At 44.0% G+C, this 21,281-nt stretch carries 17 protein-coding genes; 7 read left to right on the forward strand and 10 right to left on the reverse strand.

Features of this window, described 5'->3' with window-relative positions; all coding sequences use genetic code 11:
* Positions 1-158: 158 nt before the first annotated feature.
* Entirely contained in the window at positions 159-578 is a 420-nt protein-coding gene (locus AC27KT_RS14400) for an MAPEG family protein (protein ID WP_487131056.1), read from the reverse strand.
* A 236-nt stretch (positions 579-814) separates the two neighbouring features.
* Positions 815-1,321, reverse strand: coding sequence for a fasciclin domain-containing protein (locus AC27KT_RS14405; protein WP_487131058.1), 507 nt, complete (start codon positions 1,319-1,321; stop codon positions 815-817).
* Positions 1,322-1,630: 309 nt separating this feature from the next.
* Here AC27KT_RS14405 and AC27KT_RS14410 point away from each other — a divergent pair, with 309 nt between their 5' ends.
* On the forward strand, positions 1,631-2,788 hold the full coding sequence (locus AC27KT_RS14410; RefSeq protein WP_487131060.1) for a tetratricopeptide repeat protein: 1,158 nt from the start codon (positions 1,631-1,633) through the stop codon (positions 2,786-2,788).
* A 55-nt stretch (positions 2,789-2,843) separates the two neighbouring features.
* On the opposite strand, the gene AC27KT_RS14415 is transcribed toward AC27KT_RS14410, so the two are convergent.
* From AC27KT_RS14415 to AC27KT_RS14435, 5 genes are all read right to left on the reverse strand, one after another.
* Positions 2,844-3,683 carry an isopenicillin N synthase family dioxygenase gene (locus AC27KT_RS14415; RefSeq protein WP_014950810.1) on the reverse strand — a complete coding sequence of 280 codons (840 nt, stop codon included), beginning with the start codon at positions 3,681-3,683 and terminating at the stop codon, positions 2,844-2,846.
* Positions 3,684-3,852: 169 nt separating this feature from the next.
* Positions 3,853-5,064, reverse strand: coding sequence for a NupC/NupG family nucleoside CNT transporter (locus tag AC27KT_RS14420; RefSeq protein WP_239302097.1), 1,212 nt, complete (start codon positions 5,062-5,064; stop codon positions 3,853-3,855).
* A gap of 12 nt (positions 5,065-5,076) precedes the next feature.
* On the reverse strand, positions 5,077-5,700 hold the full coding sequence (udk, locus tag AC27KT_RS14425; RefSeq protein WP_014950808.1) for a uridine kinase: 624 nt from the start codon (positions 5,698-5,700) through the stop codon (positions 5,077-5,079).
* Between the two features lie 188 nt (positions 5,701-5,888).
* A complete protein-coding gene (locus tag AC27KT_RS14430) occupies positions 5,889-6,842 on the reverse strand; it encodes a hypothetical protein (protein WP_487131064.1) in 954 nt (317 codons plus the stop codon).
* Positions 6,842-7,735 carry a type 2 periplasmic-binding domain-containing protein gene (locus AC27KT_RS14435; protein WP_487131066.1) on the reverse strand — a complete coding sequence of 298 codons (894 nt, stop codon included), beginning with the start codon at positions 7,733-7,735 and terminating at the stop codon, positions 6,842-6,844. The genes AC27KT_RS14430 and AC27KT_RS14435 overlap by 1 nt, the downstream gene beginning before the upstream one ends.
* Positions 7,736-8,121: 386 nt before the next feature.
* Between AC27KT_RS14435 and AC27KT_RS14440 the strand changes: the two genes are divergently transcribed.
* Both AC27KT_RS14440 and AC27KT_RS14445 read left to right on the forward strand, forming a co-directional pair.
* Positions 8,122-11,295, forward strand: a complete 3,174-nt coding sequence (locus AC27KT_RS14440; RefSeq protein WP_487131068.1) for a TonB-dependent receptor — start codon at positions 8,122-8,124, stop codon at positions 11,293-11,295.
* A gap of 193 nt (positions 11,296-11,488) precedes the next feature.
* Positions 11,489-12,172 (forward strand): type 1 glutamine amidotransferase domain-containing protein, encoded by a 684-nt coding sequence (locus AC27KT_RS14445; RefSeq protein ID WP_487131070.1) that lies wholly within the window; start codon positions 11,489-11,491, stop codon positions 12,170-12,172.
* Positions 12,173-12,256: 84 nt separating this feature from the next.
* Here AC27KT_RS14445 and argR read toward each other — a convergent pair whose 3' ends face one another.
* Positions 12,257-12,721 (reverse strand): transcriptional regulator ArgR, encoded by a 465-nt coding sequence (argR, locus tag AC27KT_RS14450; protein WP_025253953.1) that lies wholly within the window; start codon positions 12,719-12,721, stop codon positions 12,257-12,259.
* Positions 12,722-12,958: 237 nt separating this feature from the next.
* Between argR and mdh the strand changes: the two genes are divergently transcribed.
* Positions 12,959-13,897, forward strand: coding sequence for a malate dehydrogenase (mdh, locus tag AC27KT_RS14455; protein ID WP_014950802.1), 939 nt, complete (start codon positions 12,959-12,961; stop codon positions 13,895-13,897).
* A 211-nt stretch (positions 13,898-14,108) separates the two neighbouring features.
* Here mdh and AC27KT_RS14460 read toward each other — a convergent pair whose 3' ends face one another.
* Positions 14,109-14,897, reverse strand: a complete 789-nt coding sequence (locus AC27KT_RS14460) for a DUF2071 domain-containing protein (protein WP_487131073.1) — start codon at positions 14,895-14,897, stop codon at positions 14,109-14,111.
* A 221-nt stretch (positions 14,898-15,118) separates the two neighbouring features.
* Between AC27KT_RS14460 and AC27KT_RS14465 the strand changes: the two genes are divergently transcribed.
* Complete coding sequence (locus AC27KT_RS14465) at positions 15,119-16,150, forward strand: alpha/beta hydrolase family protein (protein WP_487131075.1); 1,032 nt, start codon at positions 15,119-15,121, stop codon at positions 16,148-16,150.
* Positions 16,151-16,213: 63 nt separating this feature from the next.
* Here the strand turns inward: AC27KT_RS14465 and ppc are convergent, their stop codons facing one another.
* Positions 16,214-18,835, reverse strand: a complete 2,622-nt coding sequence (gene ppc, locus AC27KT_RS14470) for a phosphoenolpyruvate carboxylase (protein ID WP_487131077.1) — start codon at positions 18,833-18,835, stop codon at positions 16,214-16,216.
* A gap of 233 nt (positions 18,836-19,068) precedes the next feature.
* Here ppc and bamJ point away from each other — a divergent pair, with 233 nt between their 5' ends.
* Together bamJ and fabV are read left to right on the forward strand one after the other, a co-directional pair.
* A complete protein-coding gene (gene bamJ, locus AC27KT_RS14475; protein WP_014950800.1) occupies positions 19,069-19,689 on the forward strand; it encodes a BamJ family beta-barrel-assembly machinery protein in 621 nt (206 codons plus the stop codon).
* Positions 19,690-19,986: 297 nt separating this feature from the next.
* Positions 19,987-21,165, forward strand: a complete 1,179-nt coding sequence (gene fabV / locus AC27KT_RS14480; protein WP_487131079.1) for an enoyl-ACP reductase FabV — start codon at positions 19,987-19,989, stop codon at positions 21,163-21,165.
* Positions 21,166-21,281: the final 116 nt, after the last annotated feature.

The raw sequence follows: 21,281 nt of genomic DNA on the forward strand, positions 1-21,281 counted from the left end.
CGCCTGAATCACGAAAAGAACATTAATCAAAAGTGTAATATTTAGGCGCTGAATTTAGCTTCTGATTTATCTGCCTTTTCTCAAAAAACTTTAATGACCTGCAGCTTTTTTTTCTAGAAAAGAACGCATCTATTCAGTTTTCACGACGAATTTGTGCTTTAGATAAATAGACTAGTAAACGCGAGCCCATAAACGCCAAGCGTGCAAAGCGCTCCTATCATGTAAAAATAGCTTCTTGGGCTAGGGTTCTTTTCCGTGGCAACAGCATAGTAAAGCGCCATATGAATGATACGACTTACTGCGAATGCCCAGACCAAAATGGCGAGCACGTCTGTTTGCGCTCCAAGGAACATGCAAAGTAGGGCGGGCAGGGTAAATTGATGAATATTTTCAAGCGAGTTATGAAAGGTTCTGTGGCTTCTAAATACAAAGCTATCATGGCTTAATTCTTCACTGACTTTGCCAGGAATGTAGCGAGACTGCTTTCTATGTGCAACAGCGGCTACGATGTTTTGAACAAACACAGTTAAACTAATGACTAGTAGCCCAGCAATACTATATGTGTAAACCGCAAACATTTGAACTCCTTCTCTGGTTCAGTGATAGACCTTTGATATTTATAAGTCTAGTGACATCGAGTTGAAGGCCTTTATCTATTTTCCACTCTTAGGTTTTGACAAGGTCATTTAAAGGCTTTTTTTGAACTGTCTTTATTTACGCGGTAATTGTTGGAAGAGATCTATGTATTAATTTAGAGGAGCAAAGACCAAGCATCGTCGGTCTATGCTCTTCTTTTACATTTTTGTCGGATAAATTACAGTGACGCCTTTACATCGGCGGGAAGTAATACTGAATCGATAACATGAATAACGCCGTTGCTGGTCATCACATCAGCTTTGATAACTTGCGCGTCGTTTATCATTACTTTTTTCATGGTAGTAGAGACCATGACCTTACCACCTTCTACCGTGGTGGCATCAGTCAGTGCTGAAACATCCTTTGCTGTTACTTTACCTGCCACAACGTGGTAAGTAAGAATTTTAGTTAACGTCTGTTTGTTCTCTGGTTTGAGCAGCATTTCAATTGTACCGTCAGGTAATGCAGCAAATGCATCATCAGTCGGGGCAAATACGGTAAAAGGGCCCTCTCCTTTTAACGTACTGACCAAGTCGGCAGATTTCACAGCGGCGACAAGTGTTGAAAACATTTTATTGCTTGCAGCTGTATCAACAATGTCTTTTTGCTCACCTTCGGCATGATGCCCAGCGAAAACGTTGGTGCTCAGAAAGACGATAAATAACGCACTCATTAATTTTTTCATAGTATTTCCTTCAACATGTAAATTAGCATTAAGTGAAATTCACTATCCTTCGTATTGCTTACTACCTAGCGAAAGTTACTGAATTGAAGGTAGTTACGGCGCTATCCTGTAATTTGATGATTAACTTTATGTAATACCAATAAAGAGACAATCAGCAATGATTGGATGGAAGTAGTAGGCCTGCCAGTAAGCCCTATTATTACTGTTTTCTGCGCTGAAAGTACGTCTTTATAGGTTGTAAATAAAATGTAAAAAATCGTTTTGGTGCTATAATTTTAAACTATCGAGTAACTAGAAAAGGTGCCTAATATGAATACTCGACTAGTTTTCTTTCTACTATTTTGTAGCTTGCTCGGCGCTTGTCAGTCTACCGACCGTACACATACAGTATCGCCGCCTACTCTATTAAACGACAGCCTCTTCCCGTCCTACCATTTGTTTCCCGTAGAGACCATCGACGAAATTTTTCGTTTAGGTGAAGACGCTCAGCTTTTTGCTGAAAAAGCGGTATATGTCAAAAGTATTTCGCAGAAAAATGTTAAAGGACTTGTGAAAGCAATCTTCGATCATTCAGATTACGGCATGCTATATCGCAATAGTGCAAATACTACTGCGGATTCAACGTTTAATAACCGAGCCGCAAACTGTTTATCTTTATCAATTATGACGTACGCGCTGGCAGAGCATGTAGGTTTAGACGCAACTTTCTATGAAGTAGATATTCCGGAATACTGGACGCGAAGAGAAGGATATAGCTTACTAAACGGGCATATTAACATGCGTATCTCAATGCCTAGTGACAGCCAAATAGCATTAGTCGGAGGGACGTGGGCAGACGTGGATTTTGACCCACAAATGCTGCGAAATTATTTTCCTCGCAGGCCTGTGTCAAAAAACAAAATAGTATCTATGTACTACAACAATAAGGGGGCAGATGCACTGGTCGCCAATAGCTACACTCGTGCTTACAGCTATTTTCGCGCAGCCGCTCAGTTATCTCCCGAATTACAGCAAAGCTGGGTGAACTTAGGTGTGCTATATAGAATGGTCGATGCTTATGACCAAGCAGAGTTGACTTACAAACATGCACTGTCGCTCAATGATGAAAATCTTACTGCATGGGAAAACTTATCTATTCTCTATACTCACCAAGATAGACGTGAGGAAGCACTGCTCATTACACAAATGGTTGAAAAAAAGAGAAAAAGTAACCCTTTCTATCATTATATATTAGGGGAGCAGGCTTTTGAGTCTGGCAACATTGCAGTTGCTATAACGCATTACGAACGAGGGTTAAAACTCGATAGCGTTCGTCACGAGATTCTGTTCGGTATGGCCAAAGCATATCATGAATTAGGTGATGCCAGCGAAGCACAGCGTTATCTAGAAAGGGCTGTGAGACATTCCCCAAATGAACAAGAAAAGCAGCGCTATTCGTCGAAGCTGGCAGCATTGGCGAGCAGCTAAAAAAAAGCCGCAGACTAGCTGCGGCAAAAGAATAACACTACAAAAGGAACTTAATTTATATAACGCCCAGCTCACGAAGGCGCTCTTGCAGGTATGACCCTGCGGTATGACGTTCTGAAAGAACAACATCCGGTCTTGGGTGTAAGAACAGTGGCAGTGAGATACGAGATTTCGTCATATCTGCGCCATCTGGGTTTACAACCCTATGCGTAGTTGATGGGAAGTATCCGCCTGATGCTTCTTGAAGCATGTCGCCAATATTCACAATCAAGTTCCCGAAATCACATGGAACTTCAATCCAACTACCGTCTTTAGCTTGTACTTGCAATCCTGGCTCGTTTGCTGCTGGCAAGATAGTAATCAAATTAATATCTTCGTGTGCAGCTGCGCGAATTGCGTCTACTTCTTCATCACCTTTTAGTGGTGGGTAGTGCAGTATACGTAGCAAGGTTTGATCAGAATCTTTGATCATGTCACCTAGCGGTTGACTGTACTTATCGCTCACCTCTGAAGGAGAATGTTTTTCTATCCAACCCAATAGCTCTTTCGCTAGTGTATTTGCTTCCCCATAGTACTGGGAAATCTGCGGGTGTAGTGCTTCTGGACACTGACCCCACGGATAGAAGTGGTAATACTCTTTAATGTCTTTTTTCGTAAAGCCTTTGGCTACCTCAGAAACGCTCTGAGGGAAAAATCCGTCTTGTTTACCCTTGTTGTACAGGTAATCATTCTTCTCTTCACTGTCGAAGAAGCCCTGCCAATTGTCGTAAATACCTTGAACTAATGACTGTTGGATAGGGTGATTTTTTAAAACACCGAACCCTGTCTCGCGAAGTGACTTCACGAATTCTTCTTGTGCGTTTTCCGCTTGATAATCAACAGCAACTAATTGCATAACTTTATCCCGTATATTTTGACTGCGGCATTATAAAGGTAGACGGGCTACAGAAAAAAGTCGCAGAAATTGACATGAATCAACCCCGCGAAGAATTTGCGCGTAATTTACAGAAACCTGACCAGTTAGTCTAGTAAAATCTTGACCAACTGGTCCAAATTAATGAAATTTAACCAAGAGAGAGGTAAAAGCCCGCTAGCGCGGCACTCATTAAGTTAGATAACGTTGCAGCAATAACAGCTTTTAACCCCAGTCTCGCAATTTCCTTTCTGCGTGTTGGTGCCATAGCACCAATTCCACCCATCAAAATAGCGATAGAAGAGAAGTTTGCAAAACCACAAAGTGCAAAGGTGATAATGGCCTGAGATGCTTCAGATAGCTGCGATTGGTTTTCTAGGAAGTTAAGGTAAGCAACGAATTCGTTGACCACCATTTTCTGACCAATGAAGCTACCTGCAAGTTGTGCTTCCTCCCATGGTACGCCGATTGCCCATGCGAGAGGTTGAAGTACATAACCCAGGATCCCTTCAAACGTAACGTTTTCATAGCCAAATAGCTCTGCTGTCCAGCCAATAAGGCCGTTGAACATGGCAATTAACGCTATGAAAGCGAGCAGCATGGCGCCTACGTTTAACGCAAGCTGCATGCCTGACGCTGCGCCACTGGCTGCAGCATCAAAAACATTGGCGTAGCCGGTATCTTCCGCATCTACGTCATGTAAATCTTCATTGGGTTTACTGGTTTCAGGCAAGATGATTTTTGCCATCAACAAGCCACCTGGCGCAGCCATAAAACTTGCCGCCAGTAGGTATTTAAGGTCAACGCCCATACCGGCATAACCAGCCATCACAGAACCTGCAATTGACGCAAGCCCGCCTACCATAATGGCAAACAGCTCAGAGCTCGTCATATGTGGGATGAAAGGACGAACTACTAAAGGCGCTTCGGTTTGACCGACAAAAATGTTGGCAGCAGAGGACATGGATTCAGGGCGACTGGTACCCAGCGTCTTTTGTAAGAAACCACCGATTACTTTGATGATGACACCCATCACTTTAAGGTGATAAAGAACCGCGATGAGAGCAGAGAAAAAGACAATAACGGGAAGTACGTTAAAAGCGAAGATAAACGCAATTGACTTGTCGCCAATAGGGCCAAACAGAAAGTTTATGCCCTCTTGGCTGTAAGCAATGATGTTGGCAACAAATTTGGTTGCACTCAACAATACTTCTTTACCTGTTTCAGAATACAGGACAAACGCGCCAACTGATGCTTGAATAGCAAATGCGCCGCCAACGGTGCGCCAATTTATACTGCGTTTCGCCGATGATAACGCGAAAGCAATACCCAGAAGGACTGCAATGCCCAGTAAACCTACCATAGTAATGTTCCCTTAAAGAAGCGCTTGCTGAATGTGTGATTTAATCACATCTAATGCAATTTGGTTTTTGCCACCTTGCGTCACTACTACGTCGGCAGTGAAGCGGCTAGGTTCGATAAATTGATGATACATAGGCTTCACAGTTTCTTCGTACTGCTTGGCCACTGATTCTATGCTACGACCTCGTTCTTTCAGATCGCGCATCATCCGGCGCATCAAACAAATATCAAGAGGAGTGTCGATGAAAATTTTCACGTCGTACAAGGGTAACAAGTCTGTTCGAGCAAGCAACATAATGCCTTCAAGAATGATGACTGGGGCGGGGTTTAGGCGCTCCGTTTCCGGTAAACGAGTGTGCGTTTTATAGCAGTAGTGCGGGTAGTCGATGGGTTGACCGTCACGCAATGCTTGCAAGTGTGCTTTTAATAACTCATGTTCAAACGCATTGGGATGATCGTAGTTATTCTTCTCACGCTGCTCCATGGGAAGATGATCTTGTGCGCGGTAATAGTGATCTTCACGCAGCACTTGAACAGGGCGGCCTTGAGCACTGAAGCCGTTAAACAAATTTTTTGTAAAAAGAGACTTCCCAGAGCCGGAAGCTCCAGAAATGGCAATAATTAGTGGCGATTGCATAGTACTATAAAGCTGGTTTTGTTGGTGCAAAGATACGCGTTTAGGCCTCGCGAATCAATGTTATATTCACAAGTTATTACTTTTGGGCGCGGTCTTTGCTAGAACTTTATTGTGTTTTCAAGGTATTGCGGGCTGTTTTTTAAACTCGCCTAAAATACAAAAAAGTTCTCCAATTGGTCAGTTTTTAATTAATTACCAATAATTTCGATATCCTCTTCTTTTATCGGTGGCAATGCGTAAGAGTGTTGCTTTGAACGCGAACCTTCTCCCTGAGCACGAGGCGGATAATACTTTTCTTTTTCTTCGTTGTAAGACGAAAACACTTCATCGAGGGCGGCTCTTATTTCACTAAGGGTTTTGTCCAGGTTCGCATTGAAATCAGGGCGTTTGCGTTTAGTATGCCCAAGCTCAATAAGCCGTCCAAAACTTCTGTTCGCTAGCGTAAGTAATTCAGAAGGTACATCCTTATGCGGAGGAAGAGGGGTATGTGGGTACTCTATACAATATTTGACTAACGCAGTGTAAAAGCATAACGGCTTGTTTTGGAGCGTAACCACTTTATCGTCTATACCATTTGAAATGGTCTTGTCTTTTAAATTAATTACAAGCTTAGGCGCAGGGGGGATGACTTCTTCAAGCGCTTTGCGAGCCTTTCTTGTTCTATTCGAAATAAAGAATAGCGGCGCTACAAAGAGTGACGCAATTAAAGCAATCCAACTGAACGTTAAGGCGCTTGAAGGAAGTTTATGACGAAGTTCGACGATAATGTCTTGTTCAGCATTAACGAAACGCGAAGACAGTTTACCGGGGTATGGGCTGAAGTCTTCAGAATTCGTTTCTATACCTTGAATACCCTTTACCAGAACTGGATAGTCTTTTTCTTTGAGGCTGCTGTTCAATCTACTCAGATATCGGTGAATCGCGAATTGATTGACTGGCGTGTTAAGTGTTTTATTACCCACATCTAAAAAGGCGCTATCTAAACTAATTCTTCGCTGAACATTATCAAGCGCTTGATGAACAGAAGATTGGTATGAGAAATATTGTGCGGTTATCGCCACACATTGTAGTGCTACTATCAAAGCTAAAACGTTAATAGCAATTAGGGGCTTGGACTTGAAATAAACCTTTTTATTACCCATTAGTTACACCCCTCTTCCAATGTAATAGTTTTGTAATAGGGTCTGGGGTGAGACATCGCTATATCGTGAACGACGGACTGCATTGCACAAAACAAGTCTGTATTCTGCGTTTGCATTTTCAAAAACCATTGCATTCCGCTTACGCTCTCTAAAAGCGGCGTGGCGTAGTTTCGTGAAAACCTTTCTTTATCTTCTTCAGCCCAGTAAGAAGAAATTATGTCCACATCACCGGCAAGCAGCGCGCGTCTTAGTTCTTGATGAGAACTAAAATATACAATGTCGACATTATTGTCGCTCAGCCCTAAGTCTTGCATCACAGTCTTCGGTACAATATGGCCTGAGCGACTGCTAGGATAGTCCAATAAGCCAATGCGCTTTCCTAAAAGATACTCTTTTGAAAGTTCGGGTCTTTCTCGTAAAGCAATGAAAAATGCCGAATAGTTAGGATGCGACGCGATCTTAGTTAAGCCGTAAATCTGATCTGCTCCGAAAGCATCAACTACGTTGCTCTTGACCAACGCCAAATCGACAACGCCGTGATTGATATAACGAAACGTGTCGTAATCGCTTTGTCCGATGATTATCTTTACTTCGCCGAATTGTCGCTTAATAGTTTGGTCGCTGCACAGTTTCTCCTTTGCCATTTCAGCTATTCTGCCGTCGGTTACATAAACAGAAAAAACATCGAAATTTCCCACAAGGTCTGTCTTGCAGCTCATATTTTGACCAGTTTGAGGGGCAATATCAGTGTACGTGGCTGAGTGTTGGAAATAGTTCACCGCACCGCAGGTGATTGCAGCGATAATAAAAATTATCCATTTCCCGGAGGCAACAATTCTGAAATTCGTCAAAAAAACGACCAAATGAATTAACGATTTATAGTGTGATTTCATCAGTTAAGGTTATTTATTGCAATAGGTAAGTTTATTTTAAAGAGTTATGTATTTGATTTTTAGTTTATTTTTATGGGTAAACCTGATTTTTATTAAACGCTGTTTATTAGTCGTATATCTGTCAAGAATAGGTCCAGCTAATCGTTATGGATTGACAATAATAATAACAAGTAAATTAACTTGACCATATGGTCAAGAAATAATTTTCAAACTCAATAGCCTCGGGCGATTGCTGTTAAATAAAAATGTAAAACTGTAATAAAACTGACACGAACGTTTAAGACAATTTAAAACATTCGGGTATAAGCACAGGCTAGATGTGATATTTTTGCACTACACTAGACCGTGTTAAAAAAAGAATTTTAAACAAAAAGGGAAACACACACATGAGCTCATCAGCTAAATTCAGCCGCATTGCGGCTGCGGTTGCGCTGTCAATCGGTTTGTCGACCACTGCAATGGCGCAAGAAACGTCATCTGCAATGGAAGGCCGCATCCTTACCCCTACAGGTGCACCTGCTGCGGGAACATCTGTTACTGTTATTCACGAACCTACTGGTACAGCACGCGAAGTAGTTGTGGGTACTAACGGTACGTTTAACCTTCGCGGCCTTCGCGTTGGTGGTCCTTACAGAATCGTTATTGATTCTGACGAGTACCAAGACACTACTATAGATAGCGTATTCCTTGAATTAGGTAACCCATTTGGTGTTAACCTTACGCTAGAAGACGCAAGCGATATCGAAGTTATCTCTGTAAGCGGTAGCGCATTAACAGCTACAGCGTTTGGTGCAACAGGACCACAAACAGTATTCAACCTTGAAGCGCTAGAAAATACGCCTGCTATTAACCGTAGCATCGGTGATATTGTGCGTGTTGACCCTCGTGTTTTCGTTGATGAAAGCTTCAACGACTCAATTAGCTGTGGTGGTGCAAGCCCGCGTAACAACAGCTTGACCCTAGATGGTATTCGCATGAATGACAACTTCGGTCTAAACAGCAATGGCTTCCCAACTGAGCGTATGCCTTTCTCTTATGACGCTATTCAACAAGTAGCGGTTGAGCTTGCTCCTTTTGACGTAGAATACGGCGGCTTCACTGCGTGTAACATCAACGCAGTAACCAAATCAGGTACAAATGAAGTTCACGGCGGTGTTTTCTATGACTTTACGTCTGATTCTTACCGCGGCGACGAAGTTGACAGCGTAGAGCGTGACAACGGTAACTACACTGAAAAACGTTACGGTTTCAACGTTGGTCTTCCACTAATTAAAGATAGCCTTTTCCTTTTTGCTGCATACGAGAAGCTTGAAGGCGTTCAGTTATATGATTACAACGCGCTTGGCGGCCGTGTAACTCAAGACGACATCGACCGCGTATCACAAATCGCGCAAAACGTTTACGGCTACGATGTTGGTGGAACGCCAGGCTCTGCACCAGTTGAAGATGAAAAAATTCTTATTAAACTAGATTGGAACATCAATGCAGACCACCGCGCTTCATTAGTTTACAACTGGAACGACGGTTTCAGCGTAAGCCAATCTGATGGTGGTTCAACTAACCTTTCTCTTAGCAACCACTTCTACGAGCGTGGCGCTGAGCTAACTACAATTGTTGGTTCACTTTACTCAAACTGGACTGACGATTTCACGACAGAGCTTCGTATTGGTCACACTGACCTAGATAATCGTCAGCAGTCGCTAGACGCTGCATCTGGTTTTGCAGAAGCGCAAATTGTTACTGACGGCGGTGGTCGTATTTATATTGGTCCTGATGACTCTCGTCAGTCAAACGACCTTAACTACGAAGTGTTTAACTTCAAGCTTGCTGGTACTTATTTCTGGGGTGATCACGAAATTACAGCGGGTGTTGAATACGAAGAAACTGACGTATTTAACCTGTTTATGCAGCACACGGTAGGTGAATACCGCTTCAACAGCATTGATGATTTTGAAGCAGGCCTAGTTGACCGTATTTATTACAATAACTCAGCGGGCACAAACAACCCAGCTGACGCAGGTGCTTCTTTTGCATTTGACGTAACCACGTTCTACGTACAAGACGAGTTCTATCTAACTGACGACCTAAAAATTATGGCCGGTCTTCGTTACGATACGTACGGTTCTGACGACACGCCTCGCTTGAATGAAAACTTCACTGAGCGTTACGGCTTCGAAAACACGGCAAACGTAGACGGTATTGACCTTCTTCAACCGCGTTTTGGTTTTACTTACACAGTTAACGAAAGCTTAGAGCTACGCGGTGGTTTAGGTCTTTACTCTGGTGGTAACCCTAACGTTTGGATCTCAAATGCATACTCTAACGACGGTGTAACAAACATCGGTACTCGTGAACGTCAAATCAATGGCTTCGTAAGTGGCACTACTTCATTGTTTGACCTAGAGCTAACTGGCCAAGGTCGTCCGATTTACGACGTACCACAAGAGCTATTTGACGTAGTAGCGAACACTAGCCTAACGGATGGTGACGGTAACACTAACGCAACTGACCCAGACTTTGAAATTCCGTCTGAGTGGAAATACGCGCTAGGTTTCACCTACGTAACTGAAAATGACTACCTAATTAACGCTGATATGATCTATACCGATCGCCAAGACTCAGCGATTGTTAGAGATGCAAACATCGTTTACTCAGGTCAAAATCGTTTTGACGGTCGTCCAATTTACGAGCGCATTGACGCGGACCGTAACGAGACGTCTGACTTTATCCTTGGTAACGTAGATTCAAGTGACGACGGTAGTTCACTTGTACTTTCAATTGGCGTAAGCAAAGAGTGGGACAATGGCTTCGATATGGGCGCTTCATACGCTTATGTTGATGCAGAAGATGCTAACCCAATGACTAGCGCAGTTGCTTTCTCGAACTACGCGAACTTTGCAACTAGCGATCCTAACAATCCTTCTGCGGCAACGTCTGACTATGCTGTTGGCAACCGTTTTAACTTCTCACTAGGCTATACTGCTGAGTTCTTTGACGGTTATGCAACGCGTTTCAACTTGTTTGCAACGGCTAACGAAGGTAAGCCTTTCTCTTACGTTCATAGCAACAATTCAGCATTCCCATGGGATGGTGTATTTGCTCGTCAGCTTATTTACATTCCTGAAGTAAATGACGCGAATGTTGTGTTTGTAGATCAAACTAACCGTGATGGTGACGTGCTACAAACAGCAGAAGAAGCAGAAAGACTGTTTAATCGTTGGGTTGAAAACAACGGCTTCGAACGTGGCGAGATTCTTGAGCGTAACAGTGAAACTGCTGACTGGTGGTTCAAAGCTGACTTACGTGTTTCTCAAGAGCTTCCTGGCTTCTATGAAGGCCACACAGCAAGCGCGTTCTTCGTAATTGAAAACTTGACCAACTTGATCAACGACCAATGGGGTGACTTCCGTCAGGGTAGCTTCGGTGGTGATGAAGTGTTAAATGCAAGCTTCAATGACGCAGGTCAATACGAGTACAGCGCTGTTTCTCTTCCAGAGCAAAGCGTGTCTCGCAGTCCTTCTCTATGGGAAATCCGCGTAGGTGTTAACTACCGCTTCTAAGCTGTAGTAAACACCAACTACAAGTTGTAGTGTTAGGTGCCACTCTCCTTAACAGGAAGTGGCACTTTTTTATGCCTGCGACTTATCTCACTCATTTGCTACTAATCGTTCCTCCTCTTTTTTAGTGATCTAAGGCCCTTCATTAAACGAAATAATTAGCGTTACATTTTTTAAATGCTCGCAAGGAGGGCTTATGTCAAAACGTATGTTAATGATAATGACATCTCACGAAATTATGGGTAACACGGGTGAGAAAACAGGTATGTGGCTTGAGGAGTTTGCCGCACCCTATTACGCATTTAAAGACCAAGGCTACACAATTACGTTGGCATCGCCGATGGGAGGTCAGGTGCCTATCGACCCTAATAGTTTATCTGACGATGCCATGACTGATGATGCAATTCGATACACGAAAGATGAATTAGCGCGTAGCGCAATCGCTTCGACTATACCGCTTGAAGATGTACGCGCAGATGAGTTCGACGCCGTATTCTACCCAGGTGGTCATGGTCCTTTGTGGGATCTGTCAGATAACGCCCACTCAATCAAACTTATTGAAGACACAATTGCGGCAAACAAACCTGTTGGTGCCGTGTGTCATGCGCCAATTGTGCTTAAAGATGTGAAAACTCCAGATGGCAAGTACTTGGTGGACGGAAAAGCTGTGACAGGCTTCTCCAATAGCGAAGAAGCAGCAATGGAGCTTACCGATGTTGTCCCATACCTAGTTGAAGACGAGCTAGTGAAAAAGGGCGGTAAATATGAAAGTGCAGACGATTTCGCCGTAAAAGTGTGTACTGATGGTTTACTGGTGACAGGACAGAACCCACCGTCATCACGCCCAACTGCAGATGCGCTTATCAAATTACTGTCTTAAGGAAGCATTCGCTTAGGAGCTAGTTGGAAACCGCATCATGTATGCGGTTTCTTGTTTTCGGTTACCGAGTTCTTGACGAACTAGCTAGACATTTTCGAATAAATCTTCAACGCGTTGTCTTAGCTCTTCAATTCTTGTTACATCCGCTGGCGCGATGAAAATAGTGTCGTCACCTGCAATGGTGCCCAAAACCCCGTCTTTCTTACTCAGTGAGTCAAGCAAGCGCGCAATAAGCTGCGCAGCACCAGGGCTGGTTCTAATGATTACCATTACATTGTTGTGAACGATATCCAGTACCAGCTGTTTAAGAGGGCTTTTAGCCGTAGGCATACCTAGCTCTGGAGGCAGGCAATACACCATATCACCTCGGGCATTTCGCGTGCGTACCGCGCCGAATTTGCTTAGCATTCTAGAGATTTTAGATTGGCTGATGTTGTCGAAACCTTGTGCTTTTAAAGCATCAACAATCTCGCCCTGCGAACCATAACTTTCCGCTTTAAGAATTTCTTTAAAAGCCTTGATGAGTTGCTCTTGTTTTGCGTTTGCCATTAGCGCTCTTTTCTATTTTAAGGGTTATCGTTAGGAATTATATTTAGTATGCGCTTATTGTGCCGTACAGGTAGACTTTGCGCAATTTCTTTGCATAATCATTCATGATAATGAATATCGAATGAAAATCGCCATAAATAACGTTAATAAGACGATCCGGTGATTGAGTTTTCCCCCGCGTTGCATTAGTGTGACGTTCCGTTTAAATACGTGAAGTAATCCCATAGGAGAAATGGTATGAAAGTAGCCGTGTTAGGTGCTGCCGGTGGTATTGGTCAGGCGCTGTCTTTGTTGTTGAAAACACAATTGCCAGCAGGTTCAGATTTAGCGCTATACGACGTTGCGCCAGTTGTTCCTGGTGTTGCCGTTGATTTGAGCCACATCCCCACTGCGGTAAAAGTAACCGGTCACGGTAAAGATGACCTAGCTGATGCACTAACTGGAGCAGACGTTGTTCTAATTCCAGCTGGTATGCCTCGTAAGCCAGGTATGGATCGTTCTGATCTGTTCAACATCAACGCCGGCATTGTTAAAAACCTAATCGAAGGTGTAGCTGATAACTGCCCGAACGCGTGTGTTGGTATCATCACTAACCCAGTTAACACTACTGTTGCTATTGCAGCTGAAACGCTAAAAGCAAAGGGCGTTTACGACAAGAACAAGCTTTTCGGTGTAACGACACTAGACGTTATCCGTGCTGAAACCTTTGTTGCTGAACTTAAAGGTGTAGACGTATCTTCTGTGCACGTACCGGTAATCGGCGGTCACTCTGGTACAACTATCCTTCCTCTACTTTCACAAGTTGAAGGCGTAGAGTTCACAGACGAAGAAGTTGCTAGCCTAACTACTCGTATCCAAAACGCGGGTACTGAAGTGGTTGAAGCTAAAGCGGGCGGCGGTTCTGCAACCCTATCTATGGGTCAAGCAGCGGCACGTTTCTGTCTATCTCTAGTCGCAGCAATGCAAGGTGAGAACGTGGTTGAGTACACTTACGTACAGACTGACGATAGCGACGACGCAGCATTCTTCGCACACCCAGTTCGCCTTGGTGCAAACGGTGTTGAAGAAATCTTGCCATACGGTGAGCTAAGCGCGTTTGAAGAAAAAGCGAAAAACGACATGCTTGAAGGCCTACGTGGTGACATCAAGCTAGGCGTAGACTTCGTAAACGGCTAATAATGCTTAAAGCGGATGCATTAGCATCCGCTTGAAAAGGCTGGATACGTAAGGCCTACACAGACACGCCGAGATTCCATCCATGGAGGCTTGGCTGCGGCATCCCTGCTGCAGACAGTCTGTTACGACCTTACGTATCCAGCCTTTTTTGTTGCGTCTTTGTAGGCTTTGTCGCGGCATCCTTGGTACAGGAGCTTATAAGCTCTTCGCGTTATTTAATGACAGTCGGTGGCAAGTAAATAGTAAACTCATTTATGGGTTCTATCAGGACGCTGTAAGGCGAATGTTGTTCTGACTCTTTAACAATGTCGAGATCAGATAAAAGCTTGAAACTCGCAGATACAAGTTTAGCGGGTTTAACAGCTAGTTCTTTATGCCAGACGCGATAAGTCCCCAGTTTGTTATCCCTTCGATAATAAAAACCAGCGAGAGGGTGGGTTAAATAAACTAAAGCAGATTCTGTGTCGGGAAAACCGGGGAAATTAAGTTTGTCATTTTCATCTTGTACTAACTCTACCGATGCAGGGGCCCAATCAGACGCCGTAATCATTTGATATTTGTTGTAGAGGCCACTCACTTCATCTCGTTCACAATTAAAACTTACCCTTCCTGAATGCCAAGGTAAGTTCCAAACGTATCGAGGAACGGCTAGCGTCCAGGAATCGAGTGTAGTACCAAGAAACCAGACACAACGCTCACCTGTTTCTTTATCGATGATGTAAATGCGATAATTGGTTTGCCCCATTGTAAATTTAGGGAAGGGGAACACGGCGGAAGTGAAATCAACGTCAATAAAAGGTACCACGGATATAAGCCCAAGTTCTTGACCATTTATTTCAATTGTGTCGAGTTGAAACCTCTCTGGGAAAATTCCTTCAAAACGTTTGGCTGGTACTGCATAAGTAATAATTGCAAAATTCTCTAAACTGCATAGCACATCAATTCCACTTGGTTTAGGTCTACCGATCAAATAGTCTTCTAGCTTCCTTGATTCCTGCACAATACCTCCTTGCTTTAATAGATAAATACAAGTTGAAAAAGAAGAGTAACGTTTAGTTTCGTCTACAAGCAGAAACCTGCTTCGCTATTGGCTGTTTAATTCAATGCACAACGACAAATTTTGTTACTAATCAGGTTCGTATTTTGTTGAGTCGCATACGTTTTCGTTATTTACTAGACTCATTCTGACTGTTTTTTATTTGCATTCAACAAGGATGTTTTATGAGGCTTTTAAAGCGCACTGTTTTACTTTCCATCGCACTTTCAACTTTGTGCATTAACGCAAATACTGTTGCTGCTACAAGCAATACAGCGCCATTTGCAGACACTGCGTTTGCTCAGTTGCCTGAAGCATTCACGCTCAAAGGCGATGCACTTCCCTTTATCGATTACAAAGCATGGTTTGCACATGTGCAAAGTAATAATCAAAAAGTTACGTTTGTGGATCGATGGCAAAAAGCGGTCAACCCTAAAAAGTTCAATGCACTCATGAAGGATACAAGTGCCCAGTGGATTGAATACGAGTCGGATGGATTGAAAATTTCAGGTGTTATGGTGTCGCCAAAAAATGTTGGTGACAAAAAACTCCCTGTGATTATTTATAATCGCGGTGGTAACCATAAGCATAATGTAACGCGAATAGCCGTTGTTGATCGTTTAATGCCGCTTGCGCAGCAGGGCTATGTTGTCTTGGCGAGTAACTACCGCGGTGCTAAATTTAGCCAAGGGAAAGATGAATTTGGCGGCGATGATGTAAACGACGTTTTGCGACTGATTGAAATAGCCAAACAGTTACCTAATGTCGACTCTAACAAGATTGCCTTATATGGCGTGAGTCGTGGCGGCATGATGACATGGCAGGCGCTTCGAAAGAACACAAGTGACATTGCCAGCGCAGTTATTGTAGCAGGCCCGTCTGATTTGCATACAGCTGTGGCACGCCGTCCAGACATGCGGGCGCTGCTTAATAAACTTGTTCCGAATATGGAGCAAAACCAAACAAAAGCCCTTGATGAACGCTCAGCGGTAAAATGGATTGATGAGCTAAATCCGAATGTACCTATTTTGCTAGTGCACGGAAGTGCAGATATGCGCGTTGATGTTTCCCATTCGCTTAAGGCGGCACAGCATCTAAAAGACAATAACCACTCGCATAAGCTGGTTGTTTACGAAAACGGCGATCACAGTTTAACTTTCTATCGCGATGAGGTGGAAAGCGAAATCAATAGTTGGTTAGCGGTGCACTTTCAGTAACGCAATAAAAAAGCCCGCAACGAAATACGGAGCGGGCTTCTTTGGTTTAAAGGATTAGCATACTTAACCAGTATTACGCATACCGATGGCAATACCGGCAATGGTAACCATCATGGCGCGTTCTAGACTGGTGTTCTGTGCATCATCACCGGCTTTACGGATACGATCTAGAAGCTCAATTTGCAGGTAATGAAGTGGCTGAAGGTATCCTGCACGGATCTCCATCGACTCTTTACCCTGCGGGTCGTTCTTCATAATGTCGTCATCGCCTGTGATAGCCAAGAGTGACGAGATGCTTTCTTTAAGCTCGCTACGCAATGCTTCACCAAAGTGTTTAAGCTCTTTTGGTACCAAGCGCTCGTCATAAGCTTCGCTAATACGTGGGTCAGCTTTATGGAACACCATGTCAAGCATAGAAAGACGTGAACGGTAGAACGGCCACTCGCTGAACATCTCGTTAACCACTTTCTCGTTCTCAGGGGTCTTCACGCTATCGATAGCACGCATAACGCCTAACCAGCTTGGCAAAACTAAACGTGTTTGTGCCCAGGCAAATATCCATGGGATCGCACGTAGGCTCTCAATACCGCCTTGAGGCTTACGCTTCGCAGGTCGGCTACCTAGTGGTAACTTACCTAACTCTTGCTCTGGCGTTGCTACACGGAAGTAAGGTACGAATTCTTCATCATGGCGTACTGTTGCGCGGTAGTTGTCGCGACCTTGCGCTGCCATTGCGGTAATTAGCTCTCGCCATTCTTCTTTCGGTGCCGGAGGCGGGAACAACATGGCTTCAATTATAGCGCTAGCGTAAATACCTAAGCTGCGTTTAGCCAGTTTAGGCATGCCGAACTTGTAGCGAATGGTTTCGCCCTGTTCTGTTACGCGGAATCCACCTTCTAGTGAGCCAGGGGGTTGTGAGTAAATAGCAGCGTGTGCTGGCAATCCACCGCGGCCAATTGTACCGCCACGTCCGTGGAATAGCGTTAGGCTTACGTCGAATTCTTCTGCAATGGCAACCAATGCTTCTTGCGACTGATACTGTGCCCAGCCAGCAGCTAACGCACCAGCGTCTTTCGCTGAATCAGAGTAACCGATCATAACGAACTGACGGCCCTTCACGTAACCGCGATACCAGTCAATAGACAGCAATTTACGCATTACGTCAGGTGAGTTGTTCAAATCGTCTAGCGTTTCGAACAATGGCGCCACTGGCATTGGCCAATCTACACCGCTTTCTTGAAGTAGCAGCTGAACGGCCATGACATCTGACGGCTCACTGGCCATAGAGATGATATAAATACCAAAGCCGTGCTTGCTGTGCTTCGCAATAACCTTACACGTATCAAGTACTTCTTTTACGTCATCAGACGCGTCCCATTGAGCAGGGAAAAGCGGGCGTTTAGAGCCAAGCTCGCGCAATAAGAATGCTTGCTTGTCGGCTTCGCTCCACTGTGCATAGTCACCAAGACCAAGATAGCGAGTTAATTCGCTAAAGACGTCAGCGTGACGCTCAGAATCTTGACGAACATCAAGGCGTAGAAGGTGAATACCGAATACTCGAGCACGGCGAATAGTGTCTAGTAACAGACCATTCGCAACGACTTGCATACCGCAGTCTAACAATGACTGGTAGCAAAGCATTAACGGCTCGATTAGCTCATCGTCGCTTTCTATCCAGTTTGAAGTATCTGGGTTTTTACCTGCTAAGTAGTCGCTAATGCCGTCGCGAGTTGCGATGAACTTGTCAACAATAGGGCGAAGTAAAGCGCGATAAGGTTCGTTTGCATCACCAACTTTCTCGCGTAACGCGTCGTTGCAGTCGTACATTGAAAGCTCAACTTGCAAGCGATCAAGATCAATAGCGAAAAGCTTGGCTGCACGCTTTCTGGCAAGCAAGAGAACTTGCTCAGTCACTTTTGACGTTACAAATGGGTTGCCGTCTCTGTCGCCGCCCATCCAAGAACTAAATTGAACAGGAGAAGCATCTAGCGGCAGTGAAACTTCATAATCTTCATTTAAACGGCCGTCAAGCTCGCGCATGAAATCAGGTACCGCTTCCCACAATGAGTTTTCAATAACCGAGAAGCCCCAGCGCGCCTCATCAACAGGAGTAGGGCGTACAGAACGAATTTCTTCAGTGTGCCAAGCCTGTGCAATAAGGTCGGCAATGCGGGTTTCAATTTTTTTACGCTCAACGTCATTAAGCGATTCTTGGTGAATGGCCTGAAGGCAGTTCGCCAATTCTTTATGTTTGTGGATAAGTGTACGGCGCGTAACTTCAGTAGGATGCGCGGTCAGTACAAGATCGATGTTTAGCTTAGCAACCGCATCTTGAACTTTCTCTGCGGTTAACTCAGCTTTATCTAGGTGTTTGAACAGTGCATCTATCGATGCATCAACATTCATTGCTGCGTTGTATTCTTGCTCGGCAATATTACCTAAGTTCAAGAATTGTGCGAAGGCACGGCCAACAGTAAGCAAATCGCTGTCAGACATTGTTTTGAAAGTTTCTTTCAGTTCTTCGCTACAAGTAGCGTCTCCCTGATAAGAAGCTCGGCCGCCTTTTCGAATCTTTTCAATACGGTCTAGCCACTCCTGACCTAATTGATTTTTGATTGTTTCACCAAGGGTTTTACCAAGGTATCGAACGGTATCTTTCAGTTCAGCATCGTAGTGTGTTTGCATGCTTTCCTCCTAAATATATGGGCCTAACCATACTGTGTCCTTTGCGACTTGTCTAACCACTTTCGGTTATAATTTACAACATTTTGATACTTTTGCACCCTAGTTAATATTGCTCAAAGCAAGATATTTTATGGTGTGGTACACTCTTGCACCGGAAAATGCAGAAACATTCTCGCGATATGCGTTTTGTTTGAAATTTGTACTGCATTTGTAATTTAATTTCAGGAGTTCTTGTGACTGATACATTCAATACAGTAGAAACCCAAGCGAGTTACGGCATTGGTTTTCAAATGGGTCAACAATTACAGTCAAATCCGTTTGACGGACTAGCGATTGACGCTGTTGTAGCTGGCCTAAAAGACGCCTTCGCAGGTCAAGCCCCTCAGGTTGACAACGACACACTGCGTGATGCGTTCGGCGAAATTCACAAGCGTATGCAAGCGGCTAAAGAAGAAGCGAGCAAAGCGGTTATTGAAGAAGGCACAAAATACCTTGAAGAAAACGCAAAGCGTGATGAAGTAACTGTAACTGAGTCTGGTCTTCAGTATGAAGTTATCGCTGAAGGCGACGGTGAAACGCCAGTTGCGGCTAGCACTGTACGTGTTCACTACCACGGTACACTTATTAACGGTACTACGTTTGACAGCTCTTACGAGCGCGGTCAGCCAGCTGAATTCCCAGTAGGCGGCGTAATTAAAGGTTGGACTGAAGCGCTACAGCTTATGAAAGTAGGTGCTAAGTATCGCTTATACGTGCCACACGATCTTGCCTACGGTGAGCAAGGCGCGGGTGCAGCTATTGCTCCGTACAGCACGCTTATCTTTGACGTAGAGCTACTTGACGTTCTAGGTTAATGTGTTGTTCACAGGTGTGCAGTTCTGTACACCTGTGTTCCATCTCTTCTTATTCATAGTTCATAGCACTTTAAATATTAGCCCGCACTTCGCTAAGTTTAGCGTTATGGCCTAATGTTTCTTTCTCTTTTCTTCTCTTCTCTGTCTTTTCTCTTAATTACAAAGCAAACCTCAATTTGGTACGTTGTTTCATTGGTGTCGCCTTGCGTTTGCGATATGCTAGGTTTCATCTGCTCCGAGTTGTTATCAGTGGCTTCGGCATTACAATAGCCCCACGCTCAAATAAGGAAAATTATTATGATTATCAAGCCTAAAGTGAGAGGCTTCATTTGTACAAACGCGCACCCTGTTGGCTGTGCAACGGCGGTTGACGAACAAATTGCTTATGTAGAAGCAAAAGGCGACTTAGGCGAAGGCCCTAAAAATGTATTGGTTATTGGTAGCTCAACGGGATATGGCTTAGCATCACGCATTACTTCTGCGTTTGGCTATGGCGCAAAAACGCTGGGTGTGTGTTTTGAAAAAGCACCAACGGAACGCAAAACGGGTACTGCCGGTTGGTACAACACGGCTGCATTCCACGAAAAAGCCAAAGCAAAAGGTTTGTATGCAGAAACTATTAATGGCGATGCGTTTTCCGATGAAATCAAAAATGAAACTATCGAAAAAATCAAAGCTGAAATGGGCAAGGTTGATTTGGTTATTTATAGCCTTGCATCCCCGCGTAGAACCGACCCAGAAACAGGCGTTACGTATAAATCTACGCTTAAGCCAGTAGGGCAGGCGTACACTACGAAAACCTACGATACTGATAAAGACAAAGTGCATGAAGTGTCGCTAGAGCCAGCCAACGATGAAGAAATCCTTAACACCATTAAAGTAATGGGCGGCGAAGATTGGGAACGTTGGATGGACTTCTTACGTGAAGCCGATGTGCTTGCTGAAGGCTGTAAAACCACCGCATATACCTATATCGGTAAAGAACTAACATGGCCTATTTATGGTCAAGCGACGATTGGTAAAGCGAAAGAAGACCTAGATCGCGCTGCCGCAGCCATTATTGGTAAAAACAGTGATTTGCTTGTGCAAGCCAATGTGAGCTCGTTGAAGGCATTGGTAACGCAGGCAAGCTCAGCCATTCCCGTAATGCCTTTGTATATTTCACTTATTTACAAAGTGATGAAAGAGGAAGGCACGCACGAAGGGTGTATTGAGCAGATCCATGGCTTGTTCACACAGTGCCTGTTCGGCGATACACCAACGTTAGATGAAGCAAATCGCTATCGCATGGATGGCAAAGAAACTAACGATGCAACACAGGCAAAAATTAAGGCGTTATGGGATCAAGTGACACAAGAGAACTTTCATGACTTAAGTGACTATAAAGGTTACAACCATGAGTTCTTAAAGCTGTTTGGTTTCGACATTTCAAGTGTTGATTACGACAGTGAAGTTGACCCAATGGTTAATTGGTAAAATCTAAACTTATTATTAATTAACCTAATGCTTATATGCGCAAAAGCCGTCTGATTTGACGGCTTTTTTGTACCTGATTACAAGTTGATACGGCGTATGGATCCGCAAAATGTAAA

The sequence above is a fragment of the Alteromonas sp. 5NW40-0090 genome, from assembly GCF_057552975.1.